This window comes from Endozoicomonas sp. ALD040, from assembly GCF_049275945.1.
GTDB lineage: Bacteria > Pseudomonadota > Gammaproteobacteria > Pseudomonadales > Endozoicomonadaceae > Endozoicomonas_A.
Genome location: NZ_CP184829.1, coordinates 100,435 through 125,123 on the forward strand (window position 1 = coordinate 100,435; position 24,689 = coordinate 125,123).

Consider the following 24,689-nt stretch of genomic DNA (forward strand, 5'->3'; position numbering starts at 1 on the left):
GGCGGATTCCTCACTTTGAACTAAATTCACTCAACAGCTTGCCGGAACAACCATGAGCGATTGACGGCTATGAACCGTTGTAATGTGCTTCCTCTCCAGGTATGGCAATCACTTTTCAAGATAACAAAAGTACTCAGCTCTGAGGTAGCAGAATGACAAATATCCGCCACAATGCATTAAGCCTTGCAGTGGCCGTTGCGATCAGCTCTTCCATCATTAATACAGAGGCACTGGCTGCTCGCAAACTGCAGACGAAAGCCTATATTTTGGGCAGCGGAAATGTTGTGAAACTTCGTAGTGAGGTCATGGTTCAGCCAACTTTAGGTGATGACCAGCAGCCAATACCCAAATCTTTTACCACCACGTACCCTTATGAGCCTTCAGAAGGTCAGGGCTTTATCTCTACTACTATGAGTTTTACAGAAATTCTTTATGGTATTGGTGATGGTGTTTCCAGTGTTGATCAGTTTGAAACAGGCGAAAATGACGTTGCTCAGAAATATATCAAAGTTCTCAAAGTAGGCGATGAGGGAGTCTTCAGGTTCACCCACAACCTTGAAGAAAAGGAACTGGTCATTGAAGTCAGGGGCGGAATGACCGATCAGGATTCCGTGGAGGTTGCTCGTGATCAATTAGTTTGGAGTTCATCATTACAACCGTTAACGAAAATCGCCAACCACCTGCAACTGGCTAAAGTTTTGAGAGCCGCTGCAGAAAGAGCAGGAAACCTCGGCTCAAATGATCACTATGTTGGCCTTGCCACCATTGAAGTTGAAAAAGTTGAAGTGAATGGGCGTACCTTCATGCGCCTTATCGCTGCGGGCGATCAACCCCCTGAACTGCACCGTCTGGGTCAATCACTCTTTGTCAATGATGAGGCTCTCCTGGCAGCTGCCGCCTCTGCCTATATTCAGGTTCATGTCCTGGAAGAGGATTTACAACAGGAGGCTCTGAACGAACTACTGGCACACAACAAACCTGTCGGCTACATAGTAGACGCTGAGGATGCCAAACGGGTTTATCATGTGCCTGCGGGTTATCCAAAGTTGGAAATAGCAGAAGCTCCGGGGGAGAATATTGTTTTTCATGGTCTGATGCAGAATCCGGATGATGTCGCTTTCGTAGAAAACCTCTATAAATTCTGGATAGAAGCTGAGGGTAATAATCCCGTCCCTGCAGTAAAAGCAGAGCTTAACAAACGCAAGCTCAAAAACTACCGGTTCGTCATTCGAAGCAGGCAGATGGCAGTGCTGGAGGAGTTAGTTGCACGGCACGATGCAGTCATTGACAAAGATCAACTAACGACACTTTCAAACGAAGATAAACTGGCGGCGCGTTCGCTGGTATATTACGAATCCCTCCTGCAGACATTGGCGCTGGCTTCTCCAGATGAGGCAAATGGATCAGGTGAATTTGAGTTCACACCAGAACACATCAGAATCGCTTCATTAGTCATCACACCAACCCGGATTTACAGGCAACTCATAGAACACTTCGGCTTCAAACCCGTACTTAAAAATCTTCTGATGAACCCGCACTTTTTTCAGCATATTCGCAAAGTGTTACCCGTTGTCGGCGATATCAAAGAAGCACAGATCGATCCTGAAAAAGACGAAGAGTTTACTTTCAGAGTCATGACCGACATGGCGAGACAGCTGTTTGAGTTACACAACAACCTGGAGGAGCTGCGGATAGAACATGCCAAACTGGGCAAGCTAAACGAAAAAATATTTCGTGAAACGGCAGCAGAACTTGGTATTTATAATTGGGATAATACCCAGACACCAGAAGAACAAGCCAGACTTCTCAGAAATAAAATTCATGAAACCACCCAGGAGTTGGTCACAACCTTTGCTGCAGTAGAACAGCCTGACTATGAAATTATAATTACAATACTGACAGCCGTTGAAGATCAGTTCGGTATGACCCCGAACAATAAAAACGATCTTGTTGCCCGCTTTCAGTCTGTTCGGCAGCATATACAACATAAGACAGACCTGACCGACGATGAGGCTCCGCAGAGACTGACAAACCTTGAAAGTAATCTCGGCCTGATCTCTAACGACAAAGATACCCCGGAAACCCGTCAGCAGGCCATTCTGCAGCTCCTTGAACAGCAGGAAGCTTTGGTCCAGCGATATCTTCTTCCGAGAACCATTATAGAAGCTGGAAAAGCAGCCGCAATCAAAGCCCGCTACGCAACCATTGCCGCACATTTAAACATTCAGGATTTTGATAGCAATGCAGATGTTGACGCTCAGCAAGAACACCTGCTTCAAAAAATCGAGGAAATGAATGCTCACAAACAACTCATGCTTCAGAAAATCAAGACAATGGATATTCAACAAGATGTCCTGCTTCATAGAATTGAGACACTGCATGGCCAAGATAATTCTTACACCGAGGCCAAACAAAATGCTCTGGCAGAAATTCTTGGTATTAAACTGAGTAAAAACAGCGTAGAAAAGAATCAGGACGTCCTGGAAAAAGCGGTATTCAGGGTGGTCCACAATCTTGCACGCCTGGAAAAAAAACTGAAAGAGATCAGAACGCCAGACCGCCTCAAACCCAGCCCTGAACTACTTCAGAAACTCACTGCTGTGGAAAAAACCCTGAAGATGGTCGACATCGATAGCGAGGGCGATGTGTATGATCGTCGGAACGCCATTTCTGAGAAAATTCAGACATACTTTAACGAGGCTATGCAGCGGGCAGAGGAAGGGGCGCTGGATACACTGAAAACCGCAGAAGAAATACTCGGGATCCAGATCAGTGAAGGTGATAACAAACTGGAACGACTTGACAGGGTTCGTAAAAAACTTGATGACAATAATGTCCTCAAAAAAATAACGGAGCAACAGTATTATGCCCTCTGGGGAGAAGATACCAAACCTGCTGATTACAAAAAAAGGAAATGTAAACATGAGAAGCTCCTGCTTTATGCCCATCTTACCTTTTATGTCGAAGATGCAGATCAGCTAGCCAAAGGACGGCAGAGTGAGATGCTCATGGCTTTAGAGCGCATTCTGGGCATCTCCGCGTATGAAAGCGCTGCTCTCAGGAAAAGGGACAAGGCTTTAATTGCTAAACTGGCCGATGATCTGAAAGTAGAATTAAAAAAAGATGTCAGCCGAAAAAAACAGGTGCAAGCCCTAAGGTCCAGAGTTTCGGAATTAAGGTTAAAAGTATCCCACCGCTATGAAGATGAAGATTTATCAAGAAATATTAACAATGAAATTGCTCATCAACTCAACATTGAAGACTATAACAATAATGCCTGTGTGAATGATCAGACCAATCTCATTGAAGAAACACTCTCAAAACTGAGCAAAGAAATTTTCAAAGTGGGTCGGCCTACCGTTACTGAGAGCGTCGCAGTCATTGAGAATGAGCTTGACAGACAAATGGCCCGACTGGGGCCAAAACCCCGATACTTACTTGATCGTGAGGTAGCCAGAGCCAGGCGAGCAGTAAGAGAAGCTGAAAATGAGCTGGAAATGGCTGACCGCAACATGGATATTTTTCTCCAACATAACCGGGGTAATATCGCTCTCAATCAGGGAATGAAACAACTTCAGACCGAGCTGGGCCTGTCTGCAGGTGACGAACAAACCAATAAAGAGCGAGCAGAGGAGATCATAAATTTCCTGCTGGGGTACAGTGTAGACGTACGAGATAAAATCGTTGAGAAACTGAAAGCCAAAACAAATCAGTACGTCCGGATACATTTCGACCCCACTTCGCTGCAAGAAGCTGACTACGTTTTTCATGTTAATGGCTATACATACACTCCGCTTCATGCCGCAGCCGATGAAATCGATGGAGTACGGGGTGAACTGCCTTTAACCAGAAAAATGTACGCTCAGGTCACGGAGTTTCTGCATGAGCACGACAGGAAAAGTATGGATTTAGCCAATGCAATGGCTGAAGAAGTTGCTGCACGAGAAAATCTGGTTCGCAAAGAACAGCAAATGTTCGACTATGAAAACATCAATGGACACCCATCAAGCTCAGATAAAATCGATCTGGATCGGCTGGATTCAGCCCTGCATCATAAATATCAAGCTGCATTAAGTGCAAAACAGGACCTGGCGGATCATGACGCGTTTCTTGAAGCCACCGAAGCAGCCGTGGGTCTTGAACCTGACACTTCTGACACCAATGAACAACGGATTAATGCCCTGAGAAACAAACAGTTAGAACTGGGCGGTGATGATGGTACTGGCGGCAAGATTCGGCAACTGATTGAGGAACCGTCCCGTCAGATGCGTCTGGAAGCTGAACTTGAAGCCAGGAAAGCAGACGTTGTGAGAATGGAAAAAATCCTGAAGGTTGCCGAAGAAGCCGTCAAGAATGACCGCAGTCTCATCCAGTACTCAGAGAAACAGGCAAAATTGCTGACCGATATGAACGACTTCATGCAGCGGCACCCTCTCAAAAAACAAGCTCTGCAAGCCGCAATTGGCCTGAACGAAGCAGCAATGCAGAGCGATAAGACAATACCATTTCTTTCGGTTTTCAATTTTGACGATGAATTTGCACCCATTCGCGTGCAGGCAATGGCCGGAGACAAACTGACGTTTAAACAGGCCAGTCGGATTGTGGAAGTTTTTAAAAGCCTGAAGACCAGCTTTCCGAAATCCCCCGTCGCCTCCCCGGAAAATCGGCCCGAAGACGTGCTGGAAGAAATCGAGATTATGGTGCTCAACGCCATGTATGAGATGGAAATAGGGTCTCAGCAATTCCAAGACGAAATTCGCGACATTGGCAAAACAGCCGTAGACTCCGTTGGGCATGAACCGGAAGACTTGAAAAGCTTCTCGGAATACTTCGCTGCCCATTCTGCCAGTGCTGACAAGATCATCACTCTGCTGCGGGAAGGCTTGATCAGCAAGGTTGAACTTGAGAACTACATAAAGGCCGTCAGAGGTGTTGATGGTTATCAGACAGTGGCCGAATTTGAGCACTTGCTTGGCTACAAACACGGTGTCGACGTGCCTCGCTTCAAAGTCGTTGTCGGGATACTGTCTGATGAGGGGGCTGACGAATTCATGCAGACTGCCTTTAATCCTGTGGCCGTGACGGCCACTCACCCGGCGGGTATGAAAGAGTCTGTTACCGACATGAAAGAGTATGCAGCTGCGATCATCGCCAACTACATTCTTGACGATATTGCCTTTGACAATGGCCGCAGGACGGCAGCCTTCCTGAGCAATATTCAGGATACCCTGACACCTTATGCCAATGTTGCTGGCCTGTCTGAATCAGACCTGATCAAGGCCATCCATAACACATTGATGCTGGCTCATGTCGCAGCAGTTGAGTGGCAGCTCAATGATTACTGGGGCAAACCTTCAGCCTTCCTGGTACAGGCTGTCACCTGGTACTACACCAGTTACAAACCCCTGCTGGCGACCCATACCGTCTGGCAGGCTACCGATCTGTCCCTGACAAACATGGCGTTCCTCTACCTTCTGGATCTGACCAACAGGGGTGATTACCTGCACCGGATGCTCATACCTTTCCAGCACTGGCTCGAACACTATGGTGTTGATCCAGACCGAACCGCGCAATATGCCCACCACAACGGAATCGAGAAAGTTTCTGAACTGGGCGGACTGGCCATGCCATTGGGCAAGGCCGCTTCTTCAGTGATTCTGTTGAGAACCGGCTCCATGTTGTTTGCCAGACAGTACAACGCCAACCCTCAAATGTATCGCAGCATTTTCCGTCTGGTGCCCGAAATAGTGCAATCCATGGGTTCCAGGCAAGGGATTCAGGTACCCCTGCTGCACAGGGTAACACCACAAACAGCGAAAACGCTGGCCTCCGCCACAGCCGGTCTCATGCTGGGCCCAATTTCCACCGTCGGAGCATACGCCCACGGTCTTATAGCAGGATTTACCAGTGCTCAAACCTTCGGATTTGCTCTGGCATCGGGTCTCACTTTCGACTTTTTTATGAACGACAACAAGATGCTCACTCAATGGCTGGGTGGACCCCTGGGCCGCACTCTTGACAGGATTAATCGCTGGCGAGGCGCAGGTGAAACGGACGATGAATATGAGATGCGTACCGATACTGCTTCGCCTCAACGTTTCGGTGAAGCCGATGGAGACTATACAGACCGTGTTGAAGCAAATGACATGATACATGGCTGGACTCGACACGAAAATTATCTGCAGTTCCGTGAACGCCGCGATCAAACCATGAAACTATTTGAGAACGGATGGGAGAAATACTTCAGGGAAAATCTGCCTAAATGGTCGTTTTCCCACGCAAAAAGTATTCCTTACTCCTACACTCTGGGCACCTTCTACAACTGGCAGCAGGGCGATGATAATGAACAAACAACTCGATGAGGGAGAACAGGGAAGTTAGGTTCCCAAACAAGCAGATTAAATTCGGGCTGTTGTTGCGCTGTCAGGAAAATACAGGTAAAACGAATCACAGAGTAATAATTAAAATAAAACGTTTCTCATGCCAATCCGTTTCAGGGATCGACTGTCGTTTAAACAGGCGCGTAACACCGTTGTCTTTGCCTTTATCCTGGGGCTGTTCCTGAGTCTTTATCTCGTGATCATCGACTACCGGTCTCAGGACCGGCAAATTGATGCCACCATAGAAACCTTCATTGATATCACCCGGACTCCAGCTGCCCGCATCGCTTACAACATTGATAAGGAGCTGGCCAACGAGCTGGTGTTGGGACTCATTAAATCGCCCACCATCGTCAGGGCAGAAATTGTTGAACCATCGGGTGCAATCCTTGCCGCTGTGAGTAAAGAGCCGCAACAGGATAAAGCCCGCCCCTTCACTGATATGCTGTTTGGTGCCAGCCGAACCTATATCCGGGAGCTTAAGGTTCCCTTTGATGAAGATGAACCGCTCGGCTGGCTTAAAATCGTTGCCGACACTCGCCCTATCAGCACTCAGTTTTTTGATCGGGCCATCTTTACCCTGGTGACTGTCCTGATCAAAACTTTCCTGCTTTCGCTGGTTCTGTCCATCATGTTTTATCACATGTTGACCAAGCCTTTGCTGAACATGACAGAAAAAATGGTTAAGCACCCGGAAAACACTAGCAAGGTTCAGCTTCCGCAGCCCAGGGGGCATGAGAATGACGAGATCGGCCTGCTGACCCGCACTATCAACCATTATTTGAACAACATTCATCACCATCTGCACCACCGGCGACTGGCTGAAGAACAGTTACGTGAACATCTGGCTGAACTGGAAACCATTATTGCCCGGCGGACCAGGGATATTCGCAAAAACAACCAGGCCCTTGAGAAGACCAACCGTCAGCTTGAGAAAGCACGCAGTCAGGCACTGGAAACTGCCAGTCAGCGAGCCAGGCAGCTGTCCAGCCTGAGTCACGAAATCAGAACACCACTCAATGCAGTTCTGGGCATGCTGAGTATTGCCCTCAACGACGAACTGACCGAACTACAACATCAGCGTTTAACCACTGCCAGAGATTCTGGTACTCATCTGATCCGTCTGCTCAATGATATCCTGGACCTTTCCCGACTTGAGTCGGGCAAGATGATTCTTGAAGAAATCTCTTTTGACCTCAGAAACTCAATGGAAGATGTTGTGGTGCTTGCAGGACAATCCACATTTACCAAAGGGGTTCCGATCTATTGTGATATCGATCCCACCCTGCCGGAAGAAGTCCTGGGTGACCCAACCCGTTTTCATCAGGTCATTTCCAACCTGATAGGCAATGCTGCAAAATTTACCGATGAGGGTGACATTCGTATCTGGCTCGATTGCCAGAAAACCTCCGAGAATCATCTTGATATTATGGTGAACATCAGTGACAGCGGTATCGGCATCCCTGAATCAGCCCTGGACGAAATTTTCAAACCCTTTGCTCAGGCCAGCAGTGATACCAGTCGCCGTTTCGGGGGCTCCGGTATGGGCCTGCCTTTGGTCCAGTCCATAGTCACTAACATGGGCGGACAACTGTCTGTTATATCAGAGCCCGGAGAAGGCAGCACATTTTCTGTCCGTTTACCATTCCGATATAAATCAAGGGAAGAAAAAGTATCGGTTTCTGCTGATATTAAGAGTAACCAGATTGTGCTCAATGGCTCAGAAGCTCTGCAAAGCTGTTGTTCTCATCTTCTGGCGCATTGGGATATCAGCCACCGACAGACCTCGAACAACAACATCGGTGACCTGTCCGACTGGGCGGATATTCTGATTACAGAGAATGAAGGTCTGGCCAGAAATGCCGGTCAGGATAATCCGTCACTAAAAGTGATTTATGCCGCTCATAAGCCTCTGGATAGCGGCCCGGACACCCTGGTCTGGCTGCCACTCCCTCTGACCCGGAAACTCTTTATCCAGGCACTGGAGAAAACCCGGACTATCCGTCATCAGGTCTCCCAACCGTTACCTGACACAGTGAAAATCCAACACCCAAAAAACAGGGATTATTCGGTTCTGGTGGTCGAAGATAATCCCATCAACAGAATGGTGGCGGAGGGAATGCTTGAGCAGCTGGGCTATAGGGTAGAGCTGGCTCATAATGGCGAGAGTTGTCTGGCAGCCTGTCAGCAAAAAAACTATGACCTGATTCTGATGGACTGCAATATGCCAATTATGGATGGGTTTACCACCACTCAGAGACTGCGAGTTCAGATAGCAACCAGAGAGACACCCATCATAGCCTTAACCGCCAACGCTATGAATCAGCACAGAAAGCAATGCCTGGATGCCGGAATGAACGACCATTTGGCTAAACCTTTCAACAAGGAGCAGCTTGAAAGCACTCTGACCCGCTGGTTAATAGCCTGATGGACAGTGTGTACACTGTTTTTTTGCGCTATTCAGTTGTCTGCTTTGAACTGAAGAGCGACTGAATTCATGCAGTACCTCAACCCTGTAGGCTCAGGCCCATCAGGAAATACATGCCCCAGATGCGCATTGCAAGCTGAACACACTACCTCTGTCCGCTCCATACCCAGGCTTTTGTCTTCAAGGTAATTTACCGCCTCCTTATCCACGACTTCCCAGAAGCTGGGCCAACCACAGCCGGCATCAAATTTGGTCGTGGATTCGAACAGGATTTGATCACAGCAGACACAGCTATAACGACCCAGGCCATCAAAATGAACGTACTCACCAGAAAAAGGCCGTTCGGTACCCTTTTGCCGACAGACATAATACTGCTCTTCAGTCAGCTCTGACTGCCATTGGGCATCGGTTTTTTCAACTTTCATACCACCTCCAGCTTCTTTAACGGAAATATCCGGATTGGGTCGTGCACTGTAGCCTTAAAGCGATCATAATGGCCACCTGATTCCCTGCCAGAGAGAACATTTTTTACCCACTCTTGTCTATTTATAGTCAGGTTTATAATCAGATTGATGATGTTCCAGAGAATCCCATGACCTGATCCACAACGATCGGAACTGACGCCACTTATTAACGGAGCAATACTCAGGCAGCCCTGAGTAACAGATAACATACAAAAAGACAATGAGCCTTATATCGGCCACAGGAAAAGAACCCATGAAGGATATTGAGAAGTCCCTGAAACTGGCAAACGTCTGCTACGAAATACGTGGTCCGGTATTGCGCGAAGCCAGAAGACTGGAGGAGGAAGGCCAGCGTGTTCTGAAACTGAACACAGGCAACCCTGCGCCTTTTGGCTTTGATGCACCTGAAGAGATTATTCAAGACGTCATTATCAACCTCCCCAACTCCCAGGGCTACACCGACTCCAAGGGTTTGTTTTCGGCACGCAAGGCCGTAATGCACTACTGTCAGCAGAAAGATTTTCCCGGTGTCGAGCTGGAAGACATTTTTATCGGTAATGGCGTCAGCGAACTGGTCGTCATGGCCATGCAGGGATTACTGAACAACGGTGATGAATTGCTGATCCCGGCGCCGGACTACCCTCTCTGGACTGCGGCGGCTAACCTTTCAGGAGGCCGAGCGGTTCACTACCTCTGTGACGAGCAATCTGACTGGTACCCTGACCTGGATGATATTCGCAGCAAAATCACCGCCAAGACCCGGGGCATTGTTGTCATCAACCCTAACAATCCAACGGGTGCCGTTTACCCACCTGAGCTGCTGCAGGAAATCATTGAGATTGCCCGCCAGCACAGCCTGATTATTTTTGCTGACGAGATCTACGACAAGATCCTCTTCGATGGAACAGAGCACACTGCCATGGCATCGCTGGCGGATGATGTGTTCATGATCTCATTCAACGGGCTCTCCAAATCTTATCGTGCAGCCGGTTTTCGTTCTGGCTGGATGGTTGCCAGTGGTCCCAAACATAAAGCCAGGGACTACCTGGAAGGTCTGGAAATGCTGGCCTCCATGCGTCTGTGTTCCAACGTTCCTGCCCAGCATGCTATTCAAACGGCACTGGGGGGTTACCAGAGCATCAATGACCTCATTCTTCCCGGCGGCAGACTCCTGGCACAGAGAGATGTGATCTACGAGCGCCTGAATCAGATACCCGGTGTCAGCTGTGTCAAACCCAGGGGAGCCCTTTACGTGTTCCCGAAACTGGACCCGAAAAAGTATCCGATTCACGACGATGAACAGCTGGTACTCGACCTGCTGATTCAGGAAAAAATTCTGCTCGTACAGGGTCGTGCCTTCAACTGGCCGGACCCGGACCATCTCAGGATAATTACCCTGCCCCGGGTTGAAGATCTGGAGATGGTGGGCGATAAACTTGAACGATTCCTGAGCCGATACAAACAATCATAATCCTGGCCGTGACTCAACGGCCCATTTGCTACCGATTACTGAATTCCGGACACTCACATTCTGAACATGGCTGACATCCACATCGACGACTTTTTTCATGATTGTGCCAAGACACTGGTACATCTCTACAATGTCTTCCCGCGGCTGACCTCTCTGTACGTCGACGACATCATTACGCCCGTGCCCGTGGATGAATTCGGATTACCCGGCAAGCGACACCAGGCCTGCTTTGACAGTTTTCTCTGGCTGGCCAGAGAAGGCTACATACACTACTCCGAAAGAGTTCGGCTGGAAGGGCTGGACCAGGTGGTTCTGACTGAAAAAAGTTTCCTCAGACTCGGTATGCCAAGCCTGAAAACCGAATTGGAAGACCTGCCAGAACCGATGCTTCAGAAACAGAGGACTCTGGGCTGGCAGTTTCGTGAAACATTAAAATCCGGGACCACCCACCAGCTGAACCTGCTCTGCCAGCACTTTTTCGCCTGCAAAGCCTGAAGGAGTGTAAACATTGTTAAATGTGACGGGCTGAGGATTGAAATCCGGACTCAACGCCTCCATAGTCCAACTATCCAACTAACAAAGGCAACCATTCGGTAATGAAAAGAATTCTGCTATTTCTTGCAACTAACCTTGCTGTCATCGCAGTCGCCAGCATCACGCTTAACATCCTTGGCGTGGGTAGCTATGTCACAGCCCAGGGACTCGATATGAAGTCACTGCTGGCTTTCTGTGCCGTTTTCGGTTTTGCCGGTTCATTGGTTTCTCTGCTCCTTTCCAAAACCATGGCCAAGATGGGCACAGGCACCCAGGTTATCGATCAGCCCCGAACAGCCCAGGAGCGCTGGTTGATGGATACGGTCAAAGAGCTGTCTGAAAAAGCGGGCATTGGCATGCCGGAAGTGGGTATTTTCCCATCCCCGGAAACCAATGCTTTTGCCACCGGCTGGAACAAAAACGCCTCACTGGTTGCCGTGAGTCAGGGATTATTGGATCGTTTCAGCCCGAGGGAAGCAAGAGCCGTTATTGGTCACGAAATAGGTCACGTTGCTAACGGTGACATGGTGACGCTGGCGCTGATTCAGGGTGTTGTGAACACCTTCGTGATGTTCTTTGCACGTATCATCGGCTATGCCGTAGACAGCTTCCTCCGTCGTGATGAAGAAAACAGTGGCCCGGGTATTGGCTTTTATGTTGTCAGCTTTATTGCCGAGATTGTTCTGGGTATTGCCGCCAGCGCCATCGTGATGTGGTTCTCCCGCAAGCGAGAATTCCGTGCCGATGAAGCCGGTGCCGAGCTCGCAGGTCGTGGTGATATGATTGCCGCTCTGGAAAGACTGAGAGCTGAATACGACGCACCCAGTGCGATGCCTGCCACCATGACGGCCTTCGGTATTCGCAAGAACGGTCAGGGTGGCCTGGCCGCACTGTTCTCCAGCCACCCTCCTCTTGAAGATCGAATTCAGTCGCTGCAATCCCATCGCTGACAGGGTTTCTTTTATCGCACCCACTCCACAAGGCTCGCTGATGCGGGCCTTTTTATTACGAAAGCACTTCTGCTTCAGGATTACGAATACACACTTAGTCAAGCCAATGATGCATGTCTGCTCTGGCCTTCTTGATCCGGTAAATGTTCATAATTATTGTTTAATTCGATTGAGGATATACGTTTCAGCTTCTTCATGGGGGATGAGAGTATCTGAGCCATCTTGTCCACGAATTTACTGACTTTCTCATCAAGCCCTGGAGAATATTGTTTTGGCTTCAGAGACAAGCTCCTTATAATAGGCTTTTATTTCTAATCCAGCTGCTTATATGCCTATTGAACATCCTGACCCCATCTGGGTCCTCGACAGCGAAAGCCTTAACCATTACTGCCAGCAGTGGCTTGAGCTGGATGCCATTGCACTGGACACAGAGTTTATTCGCACTGATACCTTTTACCCTATTCCCGGACTGATTCAGGTGGGTACCGGTGACAGAGTTTTCCTGATTGACCCACTCAGTGTTCAGGACTGGGCTTCCTTTGGCCGGGTTCTGCAATCCAAATCTGTCATCAAAGTCCTTCACGCCTGCGGAGAAGATCTCGAAGTTTTCAATATTCTCACCGGCTGCCGCCCAGTTGCATTGCTGGATACACAGCTTGCTGCGGCCTATGCAGGACTGGGACATTCATTAAGCTACCAAAACTTGCTAAAGGCGCTTCTGGAAGTGGACCTGCCCAAGGATGCCACTCGCTCAGACTGGCTTCAGCGACCACTGACTGAAGCCCAGATCAGCTATGCCACGCTCGATGTCGTTCACCTGCTGGAAGCTTATGAGCTATTACTCGAAAAAATGAAAGGCAAGCCTCAGTTGCAATGGCTTAACGAGGATTGTGACACCTTGCTCAGCTCGCCATTGTTTCCGGTCCCCGGCGAAATCTGGAAAGATGTTAAGCGTGCCTGGCAATTGCAGCCTCAACAACTGGCGGTTTTACAGAAGATCTGTGAATACCGTGAACTGGAAGCCCGAAAAACCAATACCCCGCGCAACCGGGTCATCCCCAAGGGAAGCCTGTGGCCAATTGCCCGTTATATGCCGGAGAATATACGTTCACTCTCTTCTATTCAGGATATGAAACCCAAAACGCTTCGAAAATACGGCGGGATTATTCTGAACCTGGTCAAACAGGCCAAAGACAGTCCGGAAGCTGACTATCCGGAACAGCTCCCTGCCCCCCTGCCGAAAGCCGCCCGCGACTATGGCAAACTGATCAAGGCCTGGGTGACTCACAAATCAGATGAGCTGAATGTACCTGCAGAGCTGTTATTCCCGGGAAAAATGTCTAACGCACTCTTACGTCAGTGGCAAAACAGTGGCCGTTTTTCGATGCCAGAGAGCATTAAAGGCTGGCGACAACGGGAAATTGCCGAACCCCTGATTCTGGCTATGAAAGAGTACAAAGAGAACCAGAGATAATTACTTCCCAGACTCCAGGCAAATTCAAGATAGTATTAATATTATGTCTAAAATTCTTGCTTCCATTTTCAAAAGCAGCAAACGCAACGAGATGTACCTTTACGTTGACAAGCGTGATCAACTGAAGAAAGTCCCTGAAGCCCTTCATCAGGCTTTCGGCAAAGCTACCCATGTGATGGATATTCTGCTGACACCTGAGCGCAAACTGGCCAGGGCAGACATTGAAAAAGTGATGACCGGGATTCAGGAAAAGGGGTTTTACCTGCAGATGCCCCCAGCCGAAGAAGACTAAGTACCTGGCCAGTTGGTTTCGCATATTCTGGCGAGTGGATTTTTTCATCCTTCAAGGCGCAACGACGGGCGCGTAGCCGTAGCTACGCAACCAGAGTTGGAACGCAGAAGGGTGGAAAAAGCCGCCGTCCAGAATATGCGAAACCAACTGGTTAGGTACTTACATTCAACACCTTCCTGAAGAACTGCTGAGCTTTAACGACCCGCTGTGAAAACAAGGGTATAGAGCCCGGTTTGTCCTGAGCCTTGACATTCAGGGAAGCCAGTGGGTACCACCACAAACTGCAAAAACAAGGTTGCAGACAGGGAGTTGACTCAGAAATATTCGTCAACTCCGTTAATGGCGTGGTAGCCATTGCAGTGCTATACAGTCTCGTGCAAACGGCAACCAGTTCGCCTGAGTCTATGAGACGCTCACAAAAAAACAAAATTGTCTGCTCGGTAACCCAATCACTGCTTCTGCTAGTGACGATGGTGTTTTGGGAATCGCTGCCTGCATTGGGACTCACCGGCTCAAACTCGCTGCCAGCACATTCCTTATATGCCAATAAGCTGGCTAAACCTGAACAGCCCGACCCTTTTCCGTTTGGGTTTATGCTGCTCTCTTTCAGTTTGCTTCAGCTACTGCCGAATATCAGTCCTCATGAGTCGCTTCAACTGCCTCTCCTACCCGATTGGCCAATAAAACAAACACGCCGCATTGATCGGGTGACCTGGTCCCCTGAAGCGCCTGAGAAGACGACCAACACGCCCATCGCCATGGGTGCTGCCGGGGGAGATGATGGTGATAAGCCACCTGATGGAAACAACTGGAATTCTGACCCGGAACCCCAGCCTGACCTTATCCTTGTTCCTGATCCTGTTCAAAAATGCCAGCAACAAAAAAGACAACTGCTTAGAGTATTACGAATAAAACGACTATGGGCTACTATGACGGGCCAAACAACGCTGGCCCGGATTATGTCAGACCGGATCATGGTAATTAAAGCCGACCTTCTTGATCTGGAAAGGTCAGGCCCTGCCGGGTTTCAAACGGGGCTGGTTCAGTCATGGCTGGCAGAGAATGGTCAGGAACTCAGTGTTTACTGTGAAATCATTTCTGGCAAATATTCTGGCCGACAGGCGGCTTCCGGCGACAAGAATCAAACCTCCCGAACGACCAAAGAACCAACAACTGCGGCCACAGCTCAGAACAGCCAGAGGAGCCGGGGCGCAGCCCCTAACCAGAGAATCGCTTCAATAGACGGCAGCGATCGTGGAGGCGATGAGCCACCGGGCCCCTCAGCTCAGCAGGATACCGGAAAAGCCGCTGTCAATTGTTCGAAGTGTGACAAGGCGCTGACTCAACAGGAATTAAGACGTGTAGCTAATGAGACAGCAGCTTCAGCATTTTTATGCAACCAGTGCCTGTCGGACACTCACAGTAAAAAAAGGGCAAGACCAGCCCACCATGAAACAGAGCCGGATTCATCAGAACCCGCTCAGAAAAAAAAGAAGGACGTGGGTAGAAAGAGAAATATTTCAATAGCAGCCGCAGCACCACCGGCCAAAAAAAGTAAACCGGCAGACACTCAGCCCCCCGATGACCCATTGGAAAAAGTAAAAGAAAACATCAAATACAAATTAAGCAAGGAAGATCTGGAGAAAGTGCAAACTTTGCTTGAGGTATTCAAGAAAAAAAACATCACCGTCAAGCACACTTTTTATAAACTGCTTGGTTTCGTAGAGAGAGAGTCTTTTAATGGTTTCTTCGATAATGCCACTGCGTTTTTTGGGCAACTTCCTGAAAACGTCAAAAATACCGGCATGCTGACCAGCATGCTACATAATGTCAGAAAATATATTCGTAGCTTTGCACAAACTAGCCAGGATGAACTCGAATATTTGGCGGGTTTGGATTTATTGACTTCCCTCTCTTCCATGAACAATAGCAAAGGCATACCCAGACAAGAGGAAGTGGAAGAAGTGCTGGGCTGGCCGGAATGGAAAGACCAAAATGGCGAGTTCGACAGGGAGCGGTTCCAGTCTTTCTCGTCCATGTACAACACAAAAGGTTTGCCCGAGCATAAGGATGTGGAAGAGGTGCTTGGCTGGTCGGAGTGGAAAGACAAGGATGGCCAGTTCAATATAAAGTTATTCCGCTGCTTCTCATCCATGAATCATGCCAAGGGAAAGCTCAAATATGGGAAAGTGAAAGAAATATTGGGCTGGCCGGAATGGAAAGACAAGTATGGAAAGTTCAACATGGAGCTGTTCCGCGCCTTCTCGTCCCTGAATAGTTCCAAAGGCATGCTTAAACATGAGGCAGTGGAAGAGATCCTTGACTGGCCGGAATGGAAAGACAAGTATGGAAAGTTCAATATGGAGCTGTTCCGCGCCTTCTCGTCCCTGAATAGTTCCAAAGGCATGCTTAAACATGAGGCAGTGGAAGAGATCCTTGACTGGCCGGTATGGAAAGACAAGGATGGCGAGTTCAATATGGAGCTGTTCCGCGCTTTCTCTTCCATGAATAGTTGCAAAGGCATGCTCAAAAAAAAGGAAGTGGAAGAGGTGCTGGCCTGGCCGGAATGGAAAGACAGGGATGACGAGTTCAATATGGAGCTGTTCCGCGCTTTCTCTTCCATGAATAACGGCAAAGGCGTGCCCAAAAATGAGGAACATAAGAAATTAAAAGCGATGCTGGGCTGGCCGGAATGGAGAGACAAGAATGGTCAGTTCAATATGGAGTTATTCCGCTCTTTCTCGTCTATGTTCGCCAAAAGAGGCATACCCAAACACAAGGAAGTGAAAGTGGTGCTGGGCTGGCAGCTATGGAAGGACAAGGATGGCCAGTTCAATATGGAGCTGTTCCGCGCTTTCTCGTCCCTGAATGGTTCCAAAGGCATGCCTTTACATGAGGAAGTGAAAGAGATCCTGAGCTGGCCGGTATGGAAAGACAAGGATGGCGAGTTCAATATCGAGCTGTTGCGCGCTTTCTCATCCATGAATTGTGGCAGAGGCATGCTCAAAAAAAAGGAAGTGGAAGAGGTGCTGGCCTGGCCGGAATGGAAAGACAGGGATGGCAAGTTCAATATGGAGCTGTTCCGCGCATTCTCGTCCATACATAACAACAAAGGCGTGCCCAAACATGAGGAGCATAAAAAATTAAAAGCGATGTTGAACTGGCCGGAATGGAGAGATGAGGATAGCCAATTCAATATGGATTTATTCCGCTCTTTCTCGTCTATGTTCGCCAAAAGAGGTATGCCCAAACACAAGGAAGTGAAAGCGGTGCTGGGTTGGCAGGTATGGAAAGACAAGGATGGCGAGTTCAGTATGGAGCTGTTCCGCACCTTCGCGTCCTTGAATCATGCCAGAGGCTTGCCTGAACATGAAGAGGAAGTGAAAGAGCTTCTGGGCTGGCAGGTATGGAAAGATGAGTATGGCGAGTTCAGTATGGAGCGATTCCGTACTTTCACAGCCATGAATTCTGGCAAAGGCCCACCCAGATATGAGGACGTAAAAGAGATGCTGAACTGGCCGGAATGGAAAGAAAAGGATGGCAAGTTCGTTATGGAGCGGCTCCGCGCATTTTCTTCCATGAATTTTAGCCGGGGCATGCCCAGATATGAGCAAGTGAAAAGAGTGCTTGGCTGGCCGGAGTGGAAAGACCAGGATGGCGAGTTCAGTAAGGAGCGGTTCCGTGCCTTCTCGTCCATAAATTATGGCCAGGGCGTGCCCAAACATGGGCCAGTGAAAAAAGTAATGAACTGGATAAGCTGCGGGGGGGCACCCAACCATCTGTTATTGCAAATTATGGCCAGACTCTGGGCATCAGAAGGGCTACCTGCTACCGAAGAGCTGAAACACCAGGAAGCACAACTGAAGCAGTGGCTGTTGACAGAATCTACTGAAGAAAATAGCGGCTTGGATGACAACCTGGATAATGAAGAGAATGACAAATTCAATCGCCAGCTAAAAACAGTTTCCCTTTATCTTTCCACCCCTAAACCAGACTGGTTAATCAACTGGGCGGTTTTAAAACAATTTCACCACCGTGAAAAGACTAAACCCGCTCTGATGCTGAAATCATTAATAAGGCTTCTGTCTTCTTATGGAGGGAAAGGCGTCAGGAACTATCTTAAAGCTAATCAACGGAACCGGAATTTTTTGTGGCGTCATTCGGGTAAAACCACGCCTTTGCACGTGTTAAAGAAGACAATGGCTTTGTTTTCTTCAGATGAATACAGAGAGCGTTATGTCTACTTTGTCAAGCGGCTGATGTCATTGCCGGGTAAAAACCAATGGCAACAGCTCTCAACCCGGTTGCAACAACTATCGGGCGTGCTGAAACACGACTCTATGAAAAGACTCTACTGGGAAATCCTGCAACCCTTAACAAAGGATGATCAACTGCGTTTTCTGGATGCCAGCCATGCCCGGGCTGTATTCGATCTGTTTCCTTCTTTGAGCGCCCTGCAAAAACTCAGCAAAGAGCATTCCTCTCAATATTTAAAACGGCTGCTTGAAGCCTGCCTGCAACTAAAAACCCATGAAATCACCAAAAAAGGCATCCAGATACTGTTTGAAGCATTACTCAAAACCCACAGTCTTCTGCCCTGGGATCAGGATATCCCCGATCACTTTCTGTCCGGGATGCGTTCAACCGACAACAACAATGTTGAGATAACTGTCTCTGGACATATCCAGTCAGGAAAACAGTTGGCCCTGAGCTATATCGCTGTGCTGCTGCAAAACCTCAACGAGATGTCTTTTACCGTCAAAGGGCAGCGGCTTGAGGTTGAGGTTGACGGTGTTCAGACCTACCGTTTCCCCATGCCACTGCTGAAAATACGGGATGAAAAAATAGAAATCAGCAACTGGACAGAGGAGCAACTCAGGATTTTTTTGAAAATCACTGAGATGTCTGAACGTTATTATCTGACAGCAGATGAGTGGCAAAAGCGTTTAAAACCCGATTGCCCGGTATACATCCAAAGACGTAAAGCCAAACTGGCCGCAAACAGAGAGCTGAGGGCAGAAGGTGCGTTGACAGCAGCCCCCTTCAATCCGATACCTGTTCATGTTCTGATTCTTCTGGTCAGGAGAGGAATGACCATCAAACCCATCACCTGGAGATCCCTTGACCATCATAAAGAGAGACTGCCTGCCCCCCTGTTTTGCCAACTGAGAGAAAAAGTCGAAGCATCAGGTAGCGAGTGCCCCGATGAGATTAAAGAATCGCTGTCCCAATACCTGGACAACATTCAACCCGGAGACGCTGAAGCCTGTGACACGGTGAGTGAAACAGAAGCACAAAGCATTAACCTGCCAGACAGCAAAAGAGAAAAACAGGCGTTTGACAGCTTGTGGTCAAAGCTAAACCAGACAGAAATTTTTGGCACCGAAATTCTGAACTTACTCGACGAGTATGGGGATGAAATGGAGCTTACGCATACGGTGACCGTCCTTAAAAAAGCCAAAATCGATATCGCTGACCACATACTGGAAGGATGGAGGCAACGGGCATGCAGTAAAATAGAGCAGTTAAAAAAACGGGACACTTTATTATCAGATGTTGCTCCTGATGTTTATCAGAACTGTCAGGAACTGGAGTTGCTTGATGAGCATTAGTCCGTTAGTTTCCCAGTCACACGACACTGTAAATAGTCGGCATTGCGATATGACAACACCTTTCTGGCAGACCCAATCTCTCGAACAGATGACCCCTGAAGAATGGGAGAGTCTTTGCGATGGCTGTGGTCGCTGCTGCCTGCAAAAACTCGAAGATGAGGAGACAGGAGAGGTTCACAACACCTCTCTGGCCTGCCAGCTGCTGGATATTCACAGCTGCCGGTGTTCAGACTATGAACACCGAAAGGAAAAGGTTCCTCAATGCCTGAAACTTACAGCCGGTGATATACCTCATTTTCACTGGTTGCCAGACACCTGTGCCTACCGACTCCTGGCCGAAGGTAAACCGCTCTTCGACTGGCACCCTCTGATATCGGGAAACCCGAACAGCGTTCACCTGGCTGGCATTTCCGTCAGGGCCTTTGCGCAATCAGAAACCTCGGTGCCTGAAGAGGATTGGGAAGATTACATTATCCCCATGCGGCCTGTTTAGAGTTGAGTCACAAGCAAACGAAGTGGCCTCTCCTGCCAGGTTTTTGCTGGCTCCCTGTGTCGGGGAGCCGTTATTTGCCCTTGGCGGAGTTACAGGTCAACTGTGTCAGATCGACTGAGCTATGGGGAGAAGTAATCCAGTACCTCTGTATAGTGTACGCAGCCTCGAATCACAATACCGATATGGCTGGGGAAGAAGTTTGTTGGAGCTGGGTAGCCCTGCACCAGATAAGGAAGAAACTGTTGTCTGCTGGACAACCAGAGAATACCCCAGCCGTTTGATAAAAGTATTAAACTAGCCACTGAATGATAGTCATAAGGACTGCGGATAACATAGCCTGCGGCAAAACTTTTACAGGAAAGACAAAGAGCAGTAAGAGCTATATATTTTTTCATATCGGTAGAGAACCTCCATATACCAAAGAATATATATGGACCAACTTACTGATCTTGCAACTCAAAACCTGACTTTATTGCCTGATCAGACGCCTATCATCCTGCCCGGCCTGATCAGTGCTGCGCCATGGGTTAATATCCAGCCCCCCCCGGCGTACATAGCGGGCATAGACGGTCAGGGACTCCATTTTGAAACGGGCCTGTATTTCTGTGAATACTCTTTCCACACATTGCTCATGAAATTCCTGATGCCCACGGAATGAACAGATAAACTTCAGAAACGACTCATGACTAATGGCTTCTCCCTTATATTGAACAACCACAGTTCCCCAGTCTGGCTGCCCGGTCACAGGACAGTTGGACTTCAGCAGATGAGAATGGATAGTTTCTTCCCGAATGCCTTCAGCCTTTTGCAAAAGATCAGGTGTATAGTCATAGCAATCAATAACCACATCCAGCTCATCCACTCCGGTGCCGGGAGCCGATTTGAATCCGAAAGCTTCCATTTCAGCAATCGTCATCAGCTTTACTCTGACCGGCGCACCTGCAGCCTGGCTGAGATCCTTTTCCATAACCGCCTGAACCTGTGCCACAGAATCAAACTGAGTCTGGTTGAATGAGTTCAGATAAAGCTTGAAGGACTTGGATTCAATCAGGCAGGGAGACTGGCAGGGCAGCTCAAAGCGACCGATCATTGCCAACGGCTTACCCTTGGCGTCAAGCCAGGACAGCTCATAACCAAACCAGACATCACTGCCTGCAAAAGGGAGGTTATCGGGGTCCAGCCCCAACTCCAACTGCTTCTCCCTGCGGGGAATAGGGAACAAAACTTCCGGATTATACTCCGCCTGATACTCACTGTTTTTCCCCAGCGGGGAAGCATTCACTAATTCACTCATAACTTCACTTGACCCAATCCTGTTTGCCCGGCAACCCCGCCAGATCAGTATCCTCTGGAAAAAACGAGGCCTGGAAAGCCTCGCTTCAAATTCAGTTTCGAAGGCCTTTGCCCACTCGCAGAAGGTGGAGAGCCCAGGCGGCCAGTATTACGATAGCCAGAACCATCACAACAAAAGCCCAACCTAAACTGATACCACTGTCCTGTCCCAGGATTCCATATCGAAAGGCATTCACCTGATACAGGATAGGATTCAGCAGCGAGATGGATCGAAATGGCTCTGGAAGCACGTCTATCGAGTAGAAAACACCTCCCAGGTAAGTAAGAGGCGTCAGTACGAAGGTCGGGATGATGGCCACATCGTCAAACTTTCTGGCAAACACTGCATTGATGAAACCACCCAGTGCAAACAGAGTTGCAGTCAGGAAAACAGCCAGCAGGGTAATAAGAATATGATGTACCTGTAGTTCTACGAAGAAAGCGCCCAGTAGCATAACCAGAACACCTACGTAGACCCCCCTGACAACACCACCCATGGTGTAACCGGCCAGAATCACCCAGTTCGGTACGGGTGACACCAGCAACTCTTCAACACACTTCTGAAACTTGTTACTGAAAAAGCTGGAAGCCACATTAGTGAAGCTGTTGGTAATCACCGCCATCATGACCAGACCCGGTACGACAAAGGTCATATAATCAAAGCCACCCATCTCGCCCACTCTGGAGCCAATAACAGCACCAAAAATAACGAAATACAAAGACATGGTCATCGCCGGTGGCAATAGCGTCTGTGGCCAGATCCGCATGAAACGACGAATTTCTTTAGTGAAGATCGTATTAAATGCAACCAGGTTATATTTCCACTCACTCACTGTGCACTTCCTCCCTTCACGGCCGCGCTGTCCTTTGTTTGTCCTGAAGCCGCTAAAGCATCCGAAGTCAGACTGACAAACAACTCCTCAAGACGGTTGGACTTGTTTCTCATACTGGCCACTTCAATTTGATATTCACTCAGCTGCCGGAACAGGTCATTAACCCCCTGGTGCTTGCCGACCTCAACTTCAATACTGTGGTTATCCAACTTCTTGACAATATAATCCGCAAGGGTCGGCAGATCTCCAATCGGCTGTTTCAGATCCAGCACAAAACTTTCTTGTTGCAGTTTGCCCAGCAGAGCCTTGGTGCTGGTGTTCTCGACGATCCTGCCACTGTCAATGATGCCGATATTGCGGCAGAGCTGCTCGGCTTCCTCAAGGTAATGAGTAGTCAGGATAATCGTGGTGCCCTGCTCGTTGATCTCCCTGAGAAAATCCCAGAGAGAGCGACGAAGTTCAATATCAACTCCGGCGGTCGGTTCATCAAGAATCAGTAGTTTTGGCTGATGAATCAGGGCTCTGACAATCATCAAACGTCGCTTCATACCACCGGACAACATTCTTGAGACATTGTGTCGTTTATCCCACAGGCCCAGCTGCTTGAGATACTTCTCGGCACGTTTGCGGGCTTCTTTTGCCGATATGCCGTAATAGCCGGCCTGCGTCACAATGATATCTTCAACTTTTTCAAACTGGTTGAAGTTGAACTCCTGGGGAACGACGCCCAGCATCCGCTTGGCCTTGACAAGGTCAGTATCAATATCGTGCCCGAATATTGAAACCTCGCCTGAAGTCTTGCGAACCAATGATGAAATAATACCAATAGTGGTTGATTTGCCAGCACCATTGGGTCCCAGCAGGGCGTAAAAATCGCCTTCTTCAACTGAGAGATCAATCCCTTTCAGGGCTTGAAATCCATTGTCGTATTGTTTTCTAAGATTCTGTATTTTCAGTGCCTGGGGCATGCTTCTATAGTCCGTATTATGCAGGATTTCTTCTCCATCAGAGCCTCTGCACAGTTTCACTCTTGCTTTACCCTGCTTCCTTTTCATCCATTGCGTGAAGTCAAACAGAGGCGATTAGTCTTGGCAGTTACTTTGAACGTTTTTCCATCATCAGGAAATAGAAAAATATCCTGTTGCTTATGGCTGTCAGTACTTAAAAGAGGGTCATTTTATTATAAAACGACGAAGTAAACGGCACTTTTAGAGCATTTTTTCACGCTATGCTCTGATCAACTGCGTCAGTGCCGGTTTCAATTGTGGATAGGTGAACTGATAGCCTTCAGCCATTAGACGCTCTGGATAAACATTCTGGCCTTTCAATACCATTTCAGAAGATTCCCCCAACATCCACTTCAGAACCCTTGCTGGCATTTTCAACAAGGCGGGACGATTGAGAGTACCAGCCAGAGCCATCGCAAAGTCTTTATTGCTGACCGCTTCAGGGGCGGTGGCATTAAAAGCACCCTCAGCTGATTCATTCTCCAACAAAAACAGCAGCGCATTCACCATATCTTCCATGTGAATCCACGACATCATCTGTTGGCCAGAACCCAGCGGACCTCCAATCCCTAAACGAAAAGGAGTCATCATTTCATGCAACGCACCTCCTTCGGGGTGTAACACAACGCCAGTTCTGACCAGACAAACCCGTACCCCCAGACCTTTGGCACGCTCGGCAGCCTGTTCCCAGCGCACACAGAGCCCTGAAGCAAAGTCGTCTCCTGCGCCGGAAGACTCGTCCAGACGGGCCGCATCATCCCTGCCACCATAAAACCCGATGGCAGAGCCACTGATCAGGCAGCCTGGTCGGTTTTCCATTCGTTCAATCAGGTCAACCAGTTCTGAAGTCAGGGCGACCCGGCTATCGAGCAACTGTGTTTTTCTCGAGGGTGTCCAACGTTTATCCATTACCCCCTCACCGGCCAGATTGATAACGGCATCGAAAGCCACAGAAGGATTCACTGCCGTCAAAGACTTCACAGAACTCACTTCAGGGGTCAGCAGACGTTGGACACCCACGGCATCCTGCCTGCTTAAAATGGTCAGCCGATGCCCTCTTGACAAAAGCCTGGCCACCAGTCGTCGGCCAATAAATCCTGTTCCCCCGGTAATCAGTATCTGCATAACATTAAGTCCTGAAAAAAAACCTTGAGATGGTATTAAAACGTCTTCGGTCCCACGGGACAAAAACCCATGGTTCCATAGTAAACAGCCATGGGGGTCAGAAACAATTTTTCACTGACGATTTTATTACAGAAAGAATGAACTCCGGGCAGTTTTTTTACCCATAAAAAAATACCCGTGGTCCCCTCAAACCCGGGTATTTGATCGGCTGGCTTGTCACTGGCTCCCGCTTCTTTTTTTTATGTCCTTAATTCTCTGGCGCTTTTTATTATTTTTCTTGATTGCCTGAGTGAT

Annotated in this window: 15 protein-coding genes; 9 read left to right on the top strand and 6 right to left on the bottom strand. The window is 48.6% G+C overall.

All coding sequences use genetic code 11. The features are described 5' to 3' along the window. The first annotated feature begins 152 nt into the window (after positions 1-152). Both ACOJUN_RS00150 and ACOJUN_RS00155 read left to right on the top strand, forming a co-directional pair. The gene (locus ACOJUN_RS00150; protein ID WP_422134670.1) at positions 153-6,362 is read left to right on the top strand and encodes a hypothetical protein; all 6,210 of its coding nucleotides are present in this window, start codon (positions 153-155) and stop codon (positions 6,360-6,362) included. A 118-nt stretch (positions 6,363-6,480) separates the two neighbouring features. Further along, positions 6,481-8,808 carry a response regulator gene (locus ACOJUN_RS00155; RefSeq protein WP_422134671.1) on the top strand — a complete coding sequence of 776 codons (2,328 nt, stop codon included), beginning with the start codon at positions 6,481-6,483 and terminating at the stop codon, positions 8,806-8,808. A gap of 32 nt (positions 8,809-8,840) precedes the next feature. Here the strand turns inward: ACOJUN_RS00155 and msrB are convergent, their stop codons facing one another. Further along, complete coding sequence (gene msrB / locus ACOJUN_RS00160) at positions 8,841-9,233, bottom strand: peptide-methionine (R)-S-oxide reductase MsrB (RefSeq protein WP_422134672.1); 393 nt, start codon at positions 9,231-9,233, stop codon at positions 8,841-8,843. Positions 9,234-9,525: 292 nt separating this feature from the next. On the opposite strand from msrB, the gene ACOJUN_RS00165 reads away from it, so the two are divergent. The 7 genes from ACOJUN_RS00165 (at position 9,526) to ACOJUN_RS00195 (ending at position 20,098) form a co-directional block, all read left to right on the top strand. Next, a complete protein-coding gene (locus tag ACOJUN_RS00165; protein WP_422134673.1) occupies positions 9,526-10,743 on the top strand; it encodes a pyridoxal phosphate-dependent aminotransferase in 1,218 nt (405 codons plus the stop codon). A gap of 66 nt (positions 10,744-10,809) precedes the next feature. Then, a complete protein-coding gene (locus ACOJUN_RS00170) occupies positions 10,810-11,238 on the top strand; it encodes a hypothetical protein (RefSeq protein WP_422134674.1) in 429 nt (142 codons plus the stop codon). 101 nt (positions 11,239-11,339) lie between these two features. Continuing rightward, complete coding sequence (htpX, locus tag ACOJUN_RS00175; protein ID WP_422134675.1) at positions 11,340-12,227, top strand: protease HtpX; 888 nt, start codon at positions 11,340-11,342, stop codon at positions 12,225-12,227. Between the two features lie 328 nt (positions 12,228-12,555). Then, a complete protein-coding gene (gene rnd, locus ACOJUN_RS00180; protein WP_422134676.1) occupies positions 12,556-13,701 on the top strand; it encodes a ribonuclease D in 1,146 nt (381 codons plus the stop codon). 43 nt (positions 13,702-13,744) lie between these two features. Continuing rightward, positions 13,745-13,993, top strand: coding sequence for a YcgL domain-containing protein (locus tag ACOJUN_RS00185; RefSeq protein WP_422134677.1), 249 nt, complete (start codon positions 13,745-13,747; stop codon positions 13,991-13,993). Positions 13,994-14,397: 404 nt separating this feature from the next. Beyond that, positions 14,398-19,605 carry a hypothetical protein gene (locus ACOJUN_RS00190; protein ID WP_422134678.1) on the top strand — a complete coding sequence of 1,736 codons (5,208 nt, stop codon included), beginning with the start codon at positions 14,398-14,400 and terminating at the stop codon, positions 19,603-19,605. Beyond that, positions 19,595-20,098 (top strand): YcgN family cysteine cluster protein, encoded by a 504-nt coding sequence (locus ACOJUN_RS00195; RefSeq protein ID WP_422134679.1) that lies wholly within the window; start codon positions 19,595-19,597, stop codon positions 20,096-20,098. Before ACOJUN_RS00190 ends, ACOJUN_RS00195 begins: the two co-directional genes overlap by 11 nt. Before the next feature lie 119 nt (positions 20,099-20,217). Here ACOJUN_RS00195 and ACOJUN_RS00200 read toward each other — a convergent pair whose 3' ends face one another. From ACOJUN_RS00200 to ACOJUN_RS00220, 5 genes are all read right to left on the bottom strand, one after another. Further along, on the bottom strand, positions 20,218-20,493 hold the full coding sequence (locus ACOJUN_RS00200; RefSeq protein ID WP_422134680.1) for a hypothetical protein: 276 nt from the start codon (positions 20,491-20,493) through the stop codon (positions 20,218-20,220). A 74-nt stretch (positions 20,494-20,567) separates the two neighbouring features. Continuing rightward, positions 20,568-21,392 (bottom strand): NADPH-dependent 7-cyano-7-deazaguanine reductase QueF, encoded by an 825-nt coding sequence (gene queF / locus ACOJUN_RS00205; protein WP_422134681.1) that lies wholly within the window; start codon positions 21,390-21,392, stop codon positions 20,568-20,570. A 91-nt stretch (positions 21,393-21,483) separates the two neighbouring features. Further along, the gene (locus tag ACOJUN_RS00210) at positions 21,484-22,197 is read right to left on the bottom strand and encodes an ABC transporter permease (protein WP_422137128.1); all 714 of its coding nucleotides are present in this window, start codon (positions 22,195-22,197) and stop codon (positions 21,484-21,486) included. 62 nt (positions 22,198-22,259) lie between these two features. Next, positions 22,260-23,231, bottom strand: coding sequence for an ABC transporter ATP-binding protein (locus tag ACOJUN_RS00215; protein WP_422137129.1), 972 nt, complete (start codon positions 23,229-23,231; stop codon positions 22,260-22,262). A 258-nt stretch (positions 23,232-23,489) separates the two neighbouring features. Continuing rightward, on the bottom strand, positions 23,490-24,395 hold the full coding sequence (locus ACOJUN_RS00220) for a TIGR01777 family oxidoreductase (RefSeq protein ID WP_422134682.1): 906 nt from the start codon (positions 24,393-24,395) through the stop codon (positions 23,490-23,492). Between the last annotated feature and the right edge of the window lie 294 nt (positions 24,396-24,689).

Excerpts from the sequence above, each read along its gene's own strand:
- ACOJUN_RS00215 (WP_422137129.1), bottom strand. The coding sequence starts at position 23,231 with ATGCCCCAGGCACTGAAAATACAGAATCTTAGAAAACAATACGACAAT.
- queF (WP_422134681.1), bottom strand. The coding sequence starts at position 21,392 with ATGAGTGAATTAGTGAATGCTTCCCCGCTGGGGAAAAACAGTGAGTAT.
- ACOJUN_RS00200 (WP_422134680.1), bottom strand. The coding sequence starts at position 20,493 with ATGAAAAAATATATAGCTCTTACTGCTCTTTGTCTTTCCTGTAAAAGT.
- ACOJUN_RS00185 (WP_422134677.1), top strand. The coding sequence starts at position 13,745 with ATGTCTAAAATTCTTGCTTCCATTTTCAAAAGCAGCAAACGCAACGAG.
- ACOJUN_RS00220 (WP_422134682.1), bottom strand. The coding sequence starts at position 24,395 with ATGCAGATACTGATTACCGGGGGAACAGGATTTATTGGCCGACGACTG.
- ACOJUN_RS00190 (WP_422134678.1), top strand. The coding sequence starts at position 14,398 with ATGAGACGCTCACAAAAAAACAAAATTGTCTGCTCGGTAACCCAATCA.
- ACOJUN_RS00150 (WP_422134670.1), top strand. The coding sequence starts at position 153 with ATGACAAATATCCGCCACAATGCATTAAGCCTTGCAGTGGCCGTTGCG.
- msrB (WP_422134672.1), bottom strand. The coding sequence starts at position 9,233 with ATGAAAGTTGAAAAAACCGATGCCCAATGGCAGTCAGAGCTGACTGAA.
- ACOJUN_RS00155 (WP_422134671.1), top strand. The coding sequence starts at position 6,481 with ATGCCAATCCGTTTCAGGGATCGACTGTCGTTTAAACAGGCGCGTAAC.
- ACOJUN_RS00170 (WP_422134674.1), top strand. The coding sequence starts at position 10,810 with ATGGCTGACATCCACATCGACGACTTTTTTCATGATTGTGCCAAGACA.
- rnd (WP_422134676.1), top strand. The coding sequence starts at position 12,556 with ATGCCTATTGAACATCCTGACCCCATCTGGGTCCTCGACAGCGAAAGC.
- ACOJUN_RS00195 (WP_422134679.1), top strand. The coding sequence starts at position 19,595 with ATGAGCATTAGTCCGTTAGTTTCCCAGTCACACGACACTGTAAATAGT.
- ACOJUN_RS00210 (WP_422137128.1), bottom strand. The coding sequence starts at position 22,197 with ATGCGGATCTGGCCACAGACGCTATTGCCACCGGCGATGACCATGTCT.
- htpX (WP_422134675.1), top strand. The coding sequence starts at position 11,340 with ATGAAAAGAATTCTGCTATTTCTTGCAACTAACCTTGCTGTCATCGCA.
- ACOJUN_RS00165 (WP_422134673.1), top strand. The coding sequence starts at position 9,526 with ATGAAGGATATTGAGAAGTCCCTGAAACTGGCAAACGTCTGCTACGAA.